Origin of the sequence: Fibrella aquatilis (assembly GCF_017353255.1) — a bacterium.
GTDB classification, from domain to species: Bacteria; Bacteroidota; Bacteroidia; order Cytophagales; family Spirosomataceae; genus Fibrella; species Fibrella aquatilis.
Genome location: NZ_JAFMYU010000026.1, coordinates 72,748 through 88,399 on the forward strand (window position 1 = coordinate 72,748; position 15,652 = coordinate 88,399).

Sequence of the window (15,652 nt, forward strand, 5' to 3'; positions counted from 1 at the left end):
AAAGGCTATTTATCGAGGTCTGTAGCCCAATCTACTTTCACACTGTTACGCGGCATTGAGAACAGTACAAGCACTGGCACATTTGAAAAGAAACAGGCTATCACAATTAATCTTAATGAGCTTGATGCGACCAACTTATCAGCAGCAAGGGTAGGCCAAGGGTCTAATGCAGTATGTTTGCTGCTAAAATCACCTCTATCTATGTTGATTAAGTCGGTCAATGGGTCATTGATCTCTTTTTCTGTTAGTATCAAGGACAAAAGTGCCACTTATGAATTTAGTACAGATAGCATAACATATAGCCAAAGCAACGCCTTCACCTCAATGCCTAAAAGTGGACGCTACTATATCAGAGCGGCTAATGATTATTCATGTGTACGAAGAGTGAATTACGATTTAAGAAACCTTGCGACACTTAAGAATGATAATGGCGCAGCTATAATAACAGACTGTAATATTGAAAATTATATAACGATATCTCCCTCAGACTATACGATAGCTTGCCCTGCGGTAGACTCTCGTGCCAGATTAGCACCAAGTTCTGTCATTCTTACAGTGACTAATTGTGCAAGTGATATAAAATGGTATAGGGGCATTACAAAACTATTGGGTGAAACCAGTACAACTCTCACGGTAACTTATCCAGGTAAATACTATGTAGAATGCAATTCGGCAGATTGTCCAAACAAAGCAGATGTGAGCGATTACGCTACAGTAAGCTCAGATAACGCCGCCCCTGATAAACCCACGCTCGACGATCCTACTCAGCCTGACTGTAGCAACAGTACGGGTAGTATTAGTGTGCAGTCGGCTAACAACGCCTACACCTACCAACTTTACAAGGACGGCAATGCCTATGGCAATGCTGTAGCAGGCAGCAGCGCCTCCTGGAGCAGTCTGGCTAAGGCTACTTACACGGTCAAGGCCAACAACAGTTGTGGTACCTCCACAGAGAGCGCAGGCAAGAATGTCAATGCTTCTCCTGTACCCGGTACTCCAGGTGTCATTTCAAATCAGGTAGTCTGTCAATACAGTGGCTCAAATAACGCCCAGACACTTAGCGCAACAGGCGATGCGAATAGCAGCCTCAACTGGTATACCGTGGCAACAAATGGCACAGCCGACGCGGCCAATGCCTCAATCTCTACAGCCAATGTTACATCCTCGGCCATTGAACGCTGGGTAAGCCAGACGGTGGGTGCCTGCGAAGGGCCAAGGGCTAAGATATCAGTCTCCGTTATTAGTAAGCCCGCTAAACCTAAGCTAACCCCTATTGGTCCTTCTTGCGGAGGCACATCAGGCAGCATTACAATTGACAATTTCGATTCTAGCCTTGAATACAAAATTGATGCAGGAAGCTTTGCTACACTGACCGGGAGTACCATCAACACTAGTTTAGGGGTACACACTGTAAAAGCTAGAAATAGCAGTTCTAATTGTGAGTCCGACCAAGAGTCTAGCGAAGTAAAGGCAGCAAGTGGCCCTGCTGCACCAGGTGTTACAGCGACACAGACCTTTTGCAAGAATAGCGGTGTCAACAAGGTCCAGACACTTAGCGCAACAGGCGATGCGAATAGCAGCCTCAACTGGTATACCGTGGCAACAAATGGCACAGCCGACGCGGCCAATGCCTCAATCTCTACAGCCAATGTTACATCCTCGGCCATTGAACGCTGGGTAAGCCAGACGGTGGGTGCCTGCGAAGGGCCAAGGGCTAAGATATCGGTCTCTGTTACTACTCCTGACTTACCTATCCCTCTAGGGGATACGCGTTGCGATGCAGGTGATGTGATACTGTCAGCTACAGGAGGACCAGGCGGCTATCGCTGGTACGCAGCTTCTACAGGTGGCAGTTCGCTATACCAAGGTACGCCTTACAAGCTCTACGTAACCGCCACAACAACCTATTATGTAGCCAGTGTAGATGGTAGCTGCGAGTCAGACCGGAAGCCTGCTGTAGTAACCATCAACGTGACTCCCTCTGCCCCAGGGGTTAGTAATGTGAGCTACTGCAAAGACCAGACAGCCTCAGCTTTGGGGGCTACGGGCACAGCCTTAAAGTGGTACGACAGCAATGGTACCTCGTTAAGCACTACCCCCACGCCCCCCACCAGCACAGTTGCCACACTCACCTACAAGGTCACTCAGACCGTCAGTGGCTGTGAAAGCCCCAAGGCCACTATCACGGTCACTATCAATGAGACCCCCTCACCTGTCCTGACAGCGTCACCGGCATCTATATGTCCTGGCGGGACAACCACCATAACGGCTACTGGTTGCGACAATGGAACAATCTACTGGAACGGCACTACAACCACTGGAAGTACATTCACAACGTCTCAGCTTTTTGCCAACGCAACTTATACTGCCAAGTGTGAGAAAAATAACTGCTTAAGCGGTGAGGCAACAGTTACGGTGACCGTAACTGTGACCGATTTTAAAATATCTGCCAATAATGCGACTAATATTACCGTCTGCAAAAACAGTAGCGTCGCGCTGACTGCGGCCTGTTGCGCCGGCACTGTCTTGTGGTATAATACAACTAGTAGTCAGCCAGTGTTTGTGGGTGCAGGCGATGTCATAACCAAATCGATAAACGTGACAGCTAGTCAGTACGCCAAGTACAAAGCCTCATGTCGGCGAAGTGCAGATAATGATAATAGTGCCGTCACGTCAAATAATGAAGTGATAGTCAACGTTGTCGACTATCCCACCGTTTCGCTGGGTGATGCCCGGCAAATAAATGCTGGAGAGCCACTGGTAATTACGCCAACCATCGTACCTGCCCCGGCTGCCAACGTGACTTATACGTATATGTGGACTCGTGCAGACGGTGTTAACGTTACTACGTCTACAATCGATTTTCCGATTGCTACAGTGGCGATGACAGGTACTTACACCGTGAGGGTAAAGAACAGCACTGGTTGCGAAACAACGGCCAGCGTGGTCATTACCGTTATTGACGCTTCCTGCACCTGTAAAGATTGTGACCTTGCCAGTGTGAAGGATACCGAAAATCCGGTGGTTCCCGCTACGAACCGGGGCACAACGGGCAAAAACTTTGTGCAGGAAAGCGTCTATATGGATGCTGGTGGGGGCAGTGTAGCCCAGACAATCACCTACTTCGACGGGCTGGGTCGGCCCCAGGAGAAGGTAAGCGTTGGTACCGGTGGCGGCACAGCAGCTGCCGACGTGTATGCCATCATGAAGTACGATGACTTTGGCCGGGAGCCTAAAAAATACCTGCCTTTTGCCGTTGGCGCAGCCAATGGAGCTTTCCGTACACCAGCAGAAGCTGACGTGACGGGCTACTATACCCCTATTGCCACCAAGACGGGTAATCCCTTCACCAGCCTTACCTACGAATCATCACCGCTGAACCGGGTCTTAACCCAGACTGCCCCTGGTGCTACGGCAGCCGTTAGCATGGCCTACCGCACCAACACAGCCGGGGAAGTGAAACAGCTAACCGTGGGGGCTACTGCCCTGACGGTAGGTACGTATTCGGCCAACCAACTCTACGTGACCGAAACTACCGACGAAGCCACCAACAAGACCATCGAGTATAAGGATAAGGAAGGCCGCGTGGTTTGCAAAGACGTATCGGGCCGCAAGACGCTCTATGGCTATGACGACTTTGGGCGGTTGCGGGTGGTGGTACCGCCGCTTGCCAGTGGAGCCATTGCTTCCCTGGCCGACCCCGCCGCTAACGACCTGCTGTTTGTCTACACCTACGATGCCCGCGGGCGCATGACAGGCAAAAAAGTACCCGGCGCGGGCCTGATGACCATGACCTACGACAATCGTGATCGGCTGGTGACCACCACCGATGCCAAAAACATCGTGATCACTACCGAGTATGACGACCTCGACCGGGTAACGGCTACCAAAGAGGGCGGCACCCTACTCACCCAAAACGTTTATGATAGATACGGGGGCGAAGCCAAAGGGTTTGATACAACTCACGCCTATGGCGTTACCAACCGGGCGGGTGTGCAGGGAATGCTCACCAGCACCAAAACGCTCGTGCTGGGTACAGGTACCTACCTGACCAGCACCACCTACTACGACGACCTGGGCCGGGTGATCCAGACCGTGGCCGACAACAGCGTGGGCAAACTAGACCGGGCTTCCTCAAAACTGGATTACATTGGCCGCGCCCTGGAAACCAAACTGACCACGGCCAACAGCACCACCACCCTGACCGTAGACAGCCGCACGGCCTATGAACGGGGGGGACGGGTGAAAGCCGTCTGCCAGAAGGTGAGCGACAACCAGCCCTCTGCCGTAGCAGGGGCCAGCGACGCCACCCGGTTTTATTGGGAACCCATTGCCCGCCATACTTACAACGGTATTGGCGAACTGATGCAGAAAACCCTGGGCTGCAACGTGCAAAAAGTAGACTATACCTACCAGATGCGGGGTTGGCTTACGGGCATCAACAACCCCACCAGCCTGGCGGCAGACAAGGATTTCTTTGGCATGAACCTGGCCTACGACGCCGTGGGCAATATTACCCAGTGGAACTACCGCAACGGCCAAACCCAGTACGGCGCAGGTAATACTACAACCATACTGCCTGGCCTGCCCTACGCTTATAGCTTTACCTATGACAGGCTAAATCGGCTTACATCGGGTGTACTGAACAACGGTAGTGGCGAAGCCTTCCGGCTAGGAGGGGCGGATAACGGCCTGATGAACTATGACGATAACGGCAACATCCAAAGCCTGAAACGCACCCTTCAGGGCACGGTGGTAGACAACCTGGCCTACACCTACAAGAACAGCGGGCAGTCGAACCAGTTGGAGCGCATTACGGATGACGGGGGTACTGCCGACTTTGCCAAAGCCTCGCAGTATAGCTATGATGCCAACGGCAACCTGACGGGCGACGTTGCCAAAAACATCACGGGTATTGACTACAACTACCTCAACCTGCCGGGCCAGATTACGCGCAGCACGGGGGGCAACATTACCTACACCTACGCCGCCAGTGGGCAGAAGCTGAAAGCGGCTTTCCCGGCGGTGGGCACCACCCCGGCCCGTAGGTACGACTACGTGGGCGGCATGGTGTATGAAAATGACCGCCTGGAGTTCATCCCCACCGCCGAAGGGCGGGTGCTGCCACCGGGCCGGGCTGAAACGACCACAAAAGTACTTGGACAGCCCGACGTAACGGCGACCAACAAATTTTACCGCTACGAGTACCAGTTGAAAGATCATTTGGGTAATTTGCGGGTGGCCTGCCGGTGCGGCGAAAAAACCACCGAAGCCACCCCAGCGGAAGCCTTTGCTCCGCAGGTGGTACAAGAGCAACATTATGATCCTTGGGGTTTGAATTTATCAACGTTGAGTAGTCTACTACCACTAAACAACACAGCTAAGCCTGTTGTGCGCTTCAATTATAATGGCATTGAGGAGCAAGGTGATTTAGGAACCTACATGGCGATATACAGAAGTTTTGATCCTTCTATCAGTCGTTGGTGGTCTGTTGATCCTAAGCCATCTCAATCACACACTACGTATGGGTCTGCAAATGGCAATCCGATCATAAATGCAGATCCATTAGGAGACACTATCATTGTCAACAAAGTTGGTACTGTAATCAGTAACAACAAAAAAGATAATCTAGTATTTGCTCAAGGCAACAAAGGAAAGCTAATGTACTTGGGTGAACTTGGTAAAAAAATTAACATAGGTTATATATACAGAAACTTGTTGAAACAGAACATGAAGATTGCAGAAGGGATTTACAGTCCTTTCACTTTCAAAAACCTTGTTCAAGCTAAGGGCGACTGGGATTTAAAAGTAAACAACAAGACAATATACGGTCTTGGCAACGATGGCAAGACTCAGTTCTTGTTTGAAGGCAAATCGATGGAGGCTCAAGATATTGGAAATCACCATTTTGGAGCGGTAGCAAATGCGTATGGATTTGGTGAAGTGTTTGCGCTTAAGCAGGCTGGTATAGCTCAAATGTCAAGTGGAACATCAAAAGCGGAATGGCAAATATACGGTCCTCAACAGATAGTAGGGTCTACTCCCGCTGGTCCAGTTTATGCCAAGCCCATGTTAGCTCCGTATGGTGATGATCCTCGTGATCAATCATACATTAAAGAAGGCTATCAATATTACAACACGCATCAAAACGAATAAAATGAAAAATTTCAAGAAAATGCTGTTGATCGCAGTGCTGATACTACTGGCAATTGCCGTATATATAGCCGCTGACTTTGAATTGTTCGATAATGCACCTTTAGAATTAACTCGTTTTAAACGAGTTAATTCTAAAAACGATGTAGCAGTATGTTATATACCATCCAATGCAACACAACAAGAATATATTCAAGTACGAAAAATTATTTCTAATAATTCTTTCGTAATTATTAAAAGTTTCGAAAGGTATCAATCAATTGGTCAACATAAATGGTCAGGTGACACTCTACAGATTGTTCTTCTTGATACTGCCTCATATAAGCCACGAAAAGATACAGCATCACTTGTCATAGATAATTAATTACATTGTATATTTTGAATAAGTTATACTTGAATTAAGATGTCTTCACAGATATTTTATTTTTGTTCATTTTTGATAAAATTTTTAATTTATAATTTACACCATAAAAAGACATAAGTTGTACTATTCATAATTACTACACATTATAAATGCTTATTAGTTGCAATAATCATTGTATAATGATTAACAAAGTACTGTACTAGCATCATCAGCGAATAATAGTAGTTAAATAGCGGCTAACCACTAGTTAAAATGGGGGATTGCCCTGATTGATTTAGCAGCCGTAACAGCGTCTATTTGTATCAGTCGCGGCTCAGAAACCCCCACTGGGTATGGGCCGCTTCAATAGGCCCTGTTATCTGCTGCGTGATGAACCACTTCTACCGCTCTTCCTGGCTACCTCGTTTCGGCGTCTCTGCGCTGCTACTGACCCTGCTTAGCCAACTGCCCGTCTGCCTGGCCCAAACGCCCGCCAGTCAGTTGGCTCCCAAAGTGCTGCCGCCCTCGCCCGAGGCCGCCAGCATCGGCAAGTATGGCGACGTACCCGTGGGCTACTACACGGGCATCCCCACCATTTCGCTGCCCATCTACCAGATCAAGGTGCGCGATGCGGCCCTGCCCATCAGCTTAGACTACCACGCGTCGGGCATCCGGGTCAACGAAGAAGCCACCATGACCGGCCTCGGCTGGACCCTCAGCGCGGGCGGGGCCATCACCCGCACCGTCAACGGCGAAGATGATTTCAAAAGCAACGGCGGGCAGGTCTATTTCAACCCATCGGTACCTGCTTTCCCGGTAGTGCCTATCAACGGCCCGTCAGATGAGGCGCAGTTGCTGACCAAAACAAACTGGTTTCAGGAGGGCTGTACATTAGAGTATTATTCACCCGCCACCAACACTGTCGTCCCCGTAGATCTGTCGTCGGTAATGAACACGGGCGTGGCCGTACCTATTGACTACCAGCCCGATACGTATTCATTCAACTTCCTGGGGTATTCGGGCAAGTTTGTGCTCAACCGCAACTACGAGGCCATTCTGGTTAACCAGCAGAAGATAAAGATCGTCTACAACCCCACGGCTGCCACCTGGACAGTTACCACCATAGACGGGGCCACGTACTCATTTGACCAAGCCGAAGAAAACACCGACGGTTACTACAGCGCAGGCATACCCATAAAAACAGCCTGGTACCTAACCAATATCCGTTCGCCCAAGGGTGAAAGCATCACGCTGACTTATGTTAAAGACAGTCAGCTTATGGCGTCTGAGTTTTCTATATCTGAGGTAAAAACAGCCGCCACCTATAACATTAGTGGATTTCCAACCACTCCCTGTCCCGCTGGCCCTAATACGGGTGCTGTGTATGACCAACGGCGCAGCTACAAAATTCTGACCTTGACTGAGATCAATTACAAAACGGGCAAGGTTCAGTTCGTTACAGACCAGGTTCGTGAAGACGTTACCTGGGGGCGGCGGCTCACGGCTGTCAAGATCTACCGCCGCCTAACAGGGGGAGGTACTGAGGCAGTCCCGTTTAAAACGGTGGCCTTCAACTATGGGTACTTTGTTGGCAGCGGCACCACACCCAACCCCCCAATACCAACGGGAGGCATGAACCCCAGCTTACTCAGCAAGCGGCTAAAACTGCTGAGTATGAGCGAACAAGCTCCCAATGAAACAGCCAAGGTGACAGCTCTGGATTACTATGAGGGCAACGCCAACAATAATTACGCAGACATTCCAACAAAAATCTCGTTCGCCCGCGACTACCACGGCTACTACAACGGTCGTACACAAAACGCCTCCTTGATACCTAATTTTTCCGTTCTGTATCTGTACCCGACCCCCTATTTTTATCCATCGGGCGGATCTGACAGGGAGGCAAATAGTGATGTATCGCTTGTGCAAAAGATGACCCTTAAGCGCATCCTTTATCCAACGGGTGGTGCAACGGAATTTCAATATGAAACGCATGACTATGACCCTGAAAATTCTAATCAGCGGGACTATTCTATTCAACGTAATACCTCAGACTTGGTACCAATTACGGTACAAGTTCCTGCATCCAACGCCTCACAATCGGGTTCGATAAATTTAACTCAGGGTTTTGGCACGGGCGTGTATGGTAAAACAGTAATCGTAGACATAAACTTAGGCATTCGATTTACCGATCAGTATAGGGCAGAAAATGGACGCAAAGGCTTAGTTGCCAGTAACGGAGATATTGCTTTGATATTTAGTTACCCAGGAGGGGCTGACTTTCAAACTATTGATTTGGTAGATTACATGTATCGCTCCAACTCGCAAAGTAATGTGCAGGTAATCCAATACAAGGTATGTCAAGCGTTTGTCAATCAGATTATTAACTGGCGAATCTATATAAAGCCAAGCGTTCAGAATTTAGATAATATAACTGGTACGTTTAAATGGACTGATAAGGGAACAACAAGTGCAACTGTACCTCTTCTGTATGCGGGTGGGTTGCGTATCAAGAAAATCATTGAGAATGACGGCGTTAGTAATTCTAAAATACGCTCATTCAATTATCATTACCAGGAAAATAAAAATGGTACTGGCTTAAAAGAGTATTCATATGGTCGGCGGATGGCTAAGCCGCTGCATATGGTTTATGATTACAGCTACAACACCACAGAAACAATAGTGGGCAGGGTGACAGAATCTTGTGCTAATCTGCTCTTCAACTCCAACAGTTACACCCCCTTAACAGCCGGGCCTGTTGTTGCGTATGATCAGGTAACGGTGCTCTACGGAGAAAATGGGGAGAATGGCAAGAGCGTTTTTAAGTACGAAAATAAATCAGACGCTATTCTTGAGTACTCATACCGGCGGGCAGCAGGCGTACCAACCTTATCGTCGAACCGAAATGGGTTGCTTATGTCGCAAACGGACTACCAGAAAATATCATCAACAGATTATCAAGTAGTTAAAGAGGTTAATAATTCATATCTGTCAGTGAATCGGCAGATCTACTTAGGTAGCAGAAGAGAGTTGCTGCCATCTACTTACGCCCTCACTTACGCTAACAATTGCGGCATTTCGCAAACGGTATACCCGGCTGTCGATGCAGAGTGGGTTCAGCTAAAAACAACCGAAGAGAAGGTATGTGGTAGTTCAGATGCGGGCTGCACAGCAACTACTACAACGTATGAGTATAACGCACTCAATTACCTGACAGCCAAAGTAACAAAGTCAACAAGCCGGGATAACGTCTTTGCAACTACTACTTACACGTATCCTTTAGATTATCAGCGCACTGCTGATGCATCTATTGCCAGTTTACAGGACAACTTCGTGCTCAACAGTGTCATTGAAGAAAAGCAGCTGTATGCTGGTAATGTGGTTGGGGGCAAGATCACGTATTACGACGCCATCGGCCAGCCTAAAGACATTCGTTTACTCGAAACGGCTTCGCCACTACCAGATTGGACCTTCAACGGTACCACTATTATACCAGCAGGCAAACCATATGTTAGCCGTATAACTATGACATATGACGCCGCTAATAACCTCATCACATCCACCCCATCAGATGGTGTACCCACCAGCTATGTGTGGGGTTACCAAAGCACACTGCCCGTGGCTGAGATTCGTAATGCCTCCTATGGGCAGGTAACAGGTACGGGGGCTGATTTAGCCTCCGTCAACACGACGTATCCTACTGGTGATGTTGTGCGGGCAGCTATCCAGACTGTACGATCTGGCTTATCAGGTGCGTTGGTTTCAACAGTGACCTATGATCCTGCATTTGGCGCTAAGTCAACGTCTAATCCGGCAAACATTGTCACTTATCAGGAATATGATGGCCACGGTCGGCTGAGTCTCATCCGAGATAATAATCAGCAAAAGGTGAAGGAATACGCCTACTCCTACCAAGGTGCAGGCATTGTAATCAATCAAGCTCCCACCACATCGGCCGCATTGGTCAACCAATATGCTCCACTTAGCCAGCCGTTCACATATGTTCTGCCAGCCAACCTCTTTGTAGACCCAGAAGGGCAGGCTTTAACGTATTCGATAAGTGGCCTGCCAGTTGGTTTTTCATACGCTAACGGGACTGTTTCTGGCAGTTCAGCTACTGCTGGCACCTCATTCGTCACACTCACGGCTACTGATCCAGGCGGATTATCTACGAGCGTTAGTTTCTTCTTAACAGTCAGCTACTGCAATGGAGCAGACCTCCGAATCGTGACGGGCACCTACTCACCACCAACAGCGGTAAATATAAACGCCATAAACATTATGGAAACCGATACAGTGCAGCCTGTGGTGGTAAACCCAAGTGCCTCGCTCACGCTTAAAGCCGTAACCACCATCAAACTCAAACCCGGCTTCGTAGTCAAACCGGGTGCCTCCTTCCGCGCTTACAATGGTCCTTGCAATTAATTCACTGTATAAAAGTCAGCCACATGAAAACGAAATACTACATAAGTTTATACGCCTTGTTCACTGCTAGCTTAATGGTGCATTCGCCAACAACGCAGGCGCAATCGGTGAACGGTCTCGGCACAATCATCGACAATGGCTGGCCAGGTAATAGATGGCTATTGCATAATCCAGATGATGGGCGTGGAACATTGTTTATTGCACCTGGGCCTAATAGTGCATGGAATTTTGGTAGCCAAACTCAATTTCGGCCCGGTGGTGATGTGACGTTTTCAGGCAAAGTTTTGGTGGGCACTAACGGAAATGTATCTGCTAATTCTCAACTGGAAGTACTCGGCGACCTTCGTGTGTCGGCAGGTCGGTTTAGCAGCATCATTTCAGGAAACTCGGACGGTGCTTATCCCACTAATCCAATAAATACCGGCGGCGGAGCTGCTCAATTATCAATAGGCGGTAACTGGGTTGGCGGTCAAATCGACTTATCATTTATCAATAGCAACATCGCCCCACTTAGCAGTGGCGGCAAGGGGTTTTCATTCTGGCAGATGACTGGTGCCAATACAAAACAATCTCTCATGTACGTCCGTGGTGATGGGAATGTAGGTATTGGTAACACCGCACCAGGCTCTAAACTGCATGTGAGCAACGGTGGCGTTACTATAGGCAGTAACGTACCTAACCCTCCTTTCACTGATGGATCTCTTAGCATAGGTGATGTTTCAGTGGATTCAAACCCAACACAACAGAATTGGACACAGACTATGCTGTTGCTCAATGGCCTTGATTATTCAACTATTGGATTTCATGATTCAGGCAGTAGAGTAGACTTTATTCGTACTGGCAAAAGGACCATACAACTTGGCTATGACGGTGGCTGGGGTGCAGCCAATATTGGATTGCCAAATGGTATTTGGGATAAAGATGGTAGAGTAGGTATCGGCACCAGCGAGCCAACTCAACCGCTTCACGTAGCTAACGGAGATGCATTAATAGCAGGTGTGGGAAATTTTAGTGGTGTTGGTACTCAAGCTAGAGTCTTTTTGGGTCATCCAGCTAACTGGGTAGGTTCCGTATTTGGTGCTCGAACACAATTGACAGGCTGGAATGGTGTATCCATCGGAACAAGCCCTAACGGCCAGTATACCGAGCGTTTAGTAGTCGACGCGAACGGTAACGTTGGCATTGGTAATACAGCGCCCGGTACGGTGCTGGATGTGAATGGCAATTTCCGGACTACAGCAGGCATCTTCAGCAGTATATATTCTGGAAACACTGATGGTGCCTATCCAGCAAATGCGATAAATACACCGGGGGGAGCTGGTCAGTTGTCTATTGGGGCAAACTATATTGGAGGCAGGCTAGACCTATCACTCATAAACAGCAATATAGCGACTGGTGATAAGGGCTTTTCGTTTTGGCAGATGACCGGCGCACAGTCTAAGTTAGCTCTGATGTACATCCGGGGGGATGGTAATGTAGGCATCGGTACAACAAACCCAGGGGGTTATAAACTCGCGGTAGAAGGGATAGTTGGGGCGCGGGAAGTAGAAGTAAAAACTGGTGCTTGGGCTGACTTTGTCTTCGCCAACAATTACGAGCTGCCCTCGCTACAATCTGTTGAGGCGCACATAGTCGCCAATAAACACCTACCCGGCATTCCATCCGAGATGGAAGTGAAACGAGATGGCTATGCGTTGGGTGCGATGGATGCTAAGCTGCTTCAGAAGATCGAAGAACTGACCCTTTACGTGATTGAACAACAAAAGCGCATTGAAAAACTAGAACAGCAGTTGGTGAAGCAAAAACGGTAAATAATATTTATACGAGGTGTAATCCAGCCCACATTTTACTTGTTGAGGGGATACCTGCCTGCTAAAAAAAAGCTGCAATAGCTTCTGCTGTTGCAGCTTTTTTGTGGGTCGAAAGGGTAGTCTACGAAACGCTTTTAAACGCCGGATCTTCCACGAAAGGCTGGCTGCGGATGCGCTTGCCGGTGGCTTTGAAGAGGGCGTTACCTACGGCGGCACCGGTGGGGGGGAGGGCCGGTTCGCCCAGGCCCGTGGGGTCAATGCCGTTGTCGACGAAATGGACTTCCACCTCCGGGATTTCGTTGAGCCGAATCAGGCGGTAGTTGTTATAGTTGCTCTGGTCGGGCACGCCGTCTTTAAACGTCATATTGCCGTACATGGCGTGGCCGATGCCATCTACGGTGCAGCCCGTTACCTGCTGCCGCGAGCCGCTTTGGTTGATCACAATGCCACAGTCGGCAATGGCGTAGACCTTTTGCAAGACGGGTTTGCCCTTTTTAATGGCCACTTCGCCCACCTGCGCCACGTAGGACCGGTGTGAGAAATAGACGCTGAAGCCCTGGGTTACGGGTTTACCGTCGGCCCCTTTGCGCGTGCCCCAGCCCGATTTTTCCACGGCCAAATTGATCACCGCCTTCATCCGGTCGATGTCGTACTTGACGGCCCCTACGGGCTTGGCTTTGGCCTTATCAAGCAGGTCGAGGCGGAACTGCACGGGGTCTTTACCCGCCGCCAGGGCCACTTCGTCCAGAAACGACTGTTCGGCGAAAGCCAGGAAGTTGGTGATCGGTGCCCGCCACGGTCCCGTCGTGATCGCCGATTTGTGGTCGGCGCTGTCAATCAAGAGGTTATCCACGGCCCCGGCGGGGAAATTGTCTTCGCGGGTGGCGTTGCCGGCGTTGATGCTGGCCCCGCGCAGTTTGTAGCCGATCAGGTTGCCCTGCGCATCGAGCGCCGCCTCGAACCGGTAACGCACGGCTGGACGGTAGCTGCCGCCGGTCATATCGTCTTCGCGGGTCCAGATCAGCTTCACGGGGGCGTTTACCCGCTTTGAAATCTGCACGGCCTCCACCACATAATCGGCTTTGAGCCGCCGCCCGAAGCCGCCGCCCATGCGCGTTAGCTGCACGGTCACCTTGTCTGGGGCAATGCCCAGCAGTTTGGCGGTTTCGTTGCGGGCCAGTTCGGGGGTTTGGGTAGGGCCAATCAGTTCCGCGCTGTCGGGACGCACATGGGCGAAGAAGTTCATCGGCTCCATGGGGCTGTGCGGCAAAAACGGGCACTGGTATTCGGCCGCTACTACCTTGGCCGCGCCTTTGAACGCCGCGTCTACGTCGCCATCTTTTCGGCGCACGGTGGCGTTGGGGGCGCCGAGTAGTTCGGTGAAAATCCGGTTATGGTCGGTGGTGCTTTCGGTGGCGTCGGTTTTGGTCCACTCGATCTTCAACGCGTCCTTCGCTTTCCGCACCTGCCAGGTCGATTTGCCCACCACGGCCACATTGTTGTCAAACGTCAGCACGTCGGTGATGCCGGGCATGGCTTTGATGGCCGCGTCGTTGACCGACTTCAGCGTATAGCCAAAAGCGGGCCGCTGGATCATGGCAAACAACATGCCGTCGCGGTACACATCCAGCCCGAAAAGGGGCTTCCCGGTGATGATACCGGCATTATCGACGTTTTTGACCGACTGCCCAATCAGCTTGAAATCTTTGCGATCTTTCAGTTTCACGTCTTTCGGCACGGGCACCTGTGCGGCTTCAGTAGCCAGGTCGCCATAGCTCAGTTTGCGGTTGGTGGCCGTGTGCAACACAAAACCAGTGGCGGTGGTGCATTCTGAAACGGGCACGTTCCAGCGTTTGGCGGCGGCTTCCATGAGCATCAGCCGGGCGGTGGCACCAGCCTGCCGCAGGCGCGTCCAGGAGTGGGGGATCGACCCACTACCGCCCGCCACCTGCCGCTCAAATTTTTTGGTGTCGAGCGGGGCCTGTTCCACCACTACGCTGGTCCAGTCGGCGTCGAGTTCTTCGGCCACCACCATCGGGAAAGCGGTCTTGATGCCCTGCCCCACTTCGGGGTTCGGCGAGAGGATAGTGATGATGCCCTGCGGGTTGATGGACAGGTAGCTGTTGAACCCAACCCCCGGCGCGGGGGGCAGGGCACCCGCCGCTTCCAGCACCGTACCGTCGGCGGCCACTTCGGTAGCCCCGACGGCGTCTGACCAGCCAAAGCCCAACAACAGGCCTCCACCGGCCGCAGAGGCCAGTTTCAGGAAATTCCGGCGACTGGCGTGTGTGATCGCTTTCATGACTTTTTGGGGTTAGCTGAACCGGTTTTGGCAGGCGCAGGCATGTTGGCGGCCACTTTTACGGCCTCCCGAATGCGGTGATACGTGCCACAGCGGCAAATATTTCCGCTCATGGCGTCGTCGATCTGGGCCGTGGTTGGCTTGGGCGTACGCTTCAGAAAGGCCGCGGCGGTCATAATCTGCCCGGCCTGGCAGTATCCACACTGCGGCACGTCGATGTCGTTCCAGGCCTGCTGAACGGGGTGCAGTTTGTCCGGATCGGTACCGCCACCGGCCGTGGCGGCCAGTCCTTCGATGGTCGTGACTTTACCCTTGCCAATGGCCGACACCGGCAGCACGCATGAGCGCGTAGCCTCGCCGTTGAGGTGAACCGTGCAGGCTCCGCACTGGGCAATGCCGCAGCCGTATTTGGTGCCCAGCAGGCCTAGGTTATCGCGCAGTACCCACAGCAGCGGGGTATCGGGATCAACGTCGGCGCGATAAGTCCGGCCATTGATTTGCAGGTTGAAGAGAGCCATTTTTCAGTGATCAGTTTTTAATGTACAATCGGTCCGCCGACGCGGTACAATGAATAATGTACAATGGCGCTTGCTTTAGAGTAGTAGGACGCGAAAGCAT

6 protein-coding genes and 1 pseudogene are annotated in these 15,652 nt (G+C 50.8%); 5 read left to right on the forward strand and 2 right to left on the reverse strand.

What is annotated here, in order from left to right; all coding sequences use genetic code 11:
• Positions 1–324: 324 nt before the first annotated feature.
• The 5 genes and pseudogenes from J2I48_RS28695 to J2I48_RS24070 all read left to right on the forward strand — a co-directional run.
• A pseudogene (locus J2I48_RS28695) lies at positions 325–1,959 on the forward strand (Ig-like domain-containing protein); the annotation flags it as partial.
• A gap of 726 nt (positions 1,960–2,685) precedes the next feature.
• On the forward strand, positions 2,686–6,156 hold the full coding sequence (locus J2I48_RS24055; RefSeq protein WP_207338064.1) for a DUF6443 domain-containing protein: 3,471 nt from the start codon (positions 2,686–2,688) through the stop codon (positions 6,154–6,156).
• Between the two features lies 1 nt (position 6,157).
• Complete coding sequence (locus tag J2I48_RS24060; protein ID WP_207338065.1) at positions 6,158–6,517, forward strand: hypothetical protein; 360 nt, start codon at positions 6,158–6,160, stop codon at positions 6,515–6,517.
• A gap of 600 nt (positions 6,518–7,117) precedes the next feature.
• Positions 7,118–10,921 carry a putative Ig domain-containing protein gene (locus J2I48_RS28590; protein ID WP_207338066.1) on the forward strand — a complete coding sequence of 1,268 codons (3,804 nt, stop codon included), beginning with the start codon at positions 7,118–7,120 and terminating at the stop codon, positions 10,919–10,921.
• Positions 10,922–10,944: 23 nt separating this feature from the next.
• Positions 10,945–12,732 carry a hypothetical protein gene (locus tag J2I48_RS24070; protein WP_207338067.1) on the forward strand — a complete coding sequence of 596 codons (1,788 nt, stop codon included), beginning with the start codon at positions 10,945–10,947 and terminating at the stop codon, positions 12,730–12,732.
• 121 nt (positions 12,733–12,853) lie between these two features.
• Here the strand turns inward: J2I48_RS24070 and J2I48_RS24075 are convergent, their stop codons facing one another.
• Both J2I48_RS24075 and J2I48_RS24080 read right to left on the reverse strand, forming a co-directional pair.
• Positions 12,854–15,034 carry a xanthine dehydrogenase family protein molybdopterin-binding subunit gene (locus J2I48_RS24075; protein WP_207338068.1) on the reverse strand — a complete coding sequence of 727 codons (2,181 nt, stop codon included), beginning with the start codon at positions 15,032–15,034 and terminating at the stop codon, positions 12,854–12,856.
• Positions 15,031–15,552 carry a (2Fe-2S)-binding protein gene (locus J2I48_RS24080; RefSeq protein WP_207338069.1) on the reverse strand — a complete coding sequence of 174 codons (522 nt, stop codon included), beginning with the start codon at positions 15,550–15,552 and terminating at the stop codon, positions 15,031–15,033. Before J2I48_RS24080 ends, J2I48_RS24075 begins: the two co-directional genes overlap by 4 nt.
• Positions 15,553–15,652 lie beyond the last annotated feature (100 nt).

Coding starts and splice junctions, on each gene's coding strand:
- J2I48_RS24070 (WP_207338067.1), top strand. CDS start 10,945: ATGAAAACGAAATACTACATAAGTTTATACGCCTTGTTCACTGCTAGC.
- J2I48_RS24060 (WP_207338065.1), top strand. CDS start 6,158: ATGAAAAATTTCAAGAAAATGCTGTTGATCGCAGTGCTGATACTACTG.
- J2I48_RS24075 (WP_207338068.1), bottom strand. CDS start 15,034: ATGAAAGCGATCACACACGCCAGTCGCCGGAATTTCCTGAAACTGGCC.
- J2I48_RS24080 (WP_207338069.1), bottom strand. CDS start 15,552: ATGGCTCTCTTCAACCTGCAAATCAATGGCCGGACTTATCGCGCCGAC.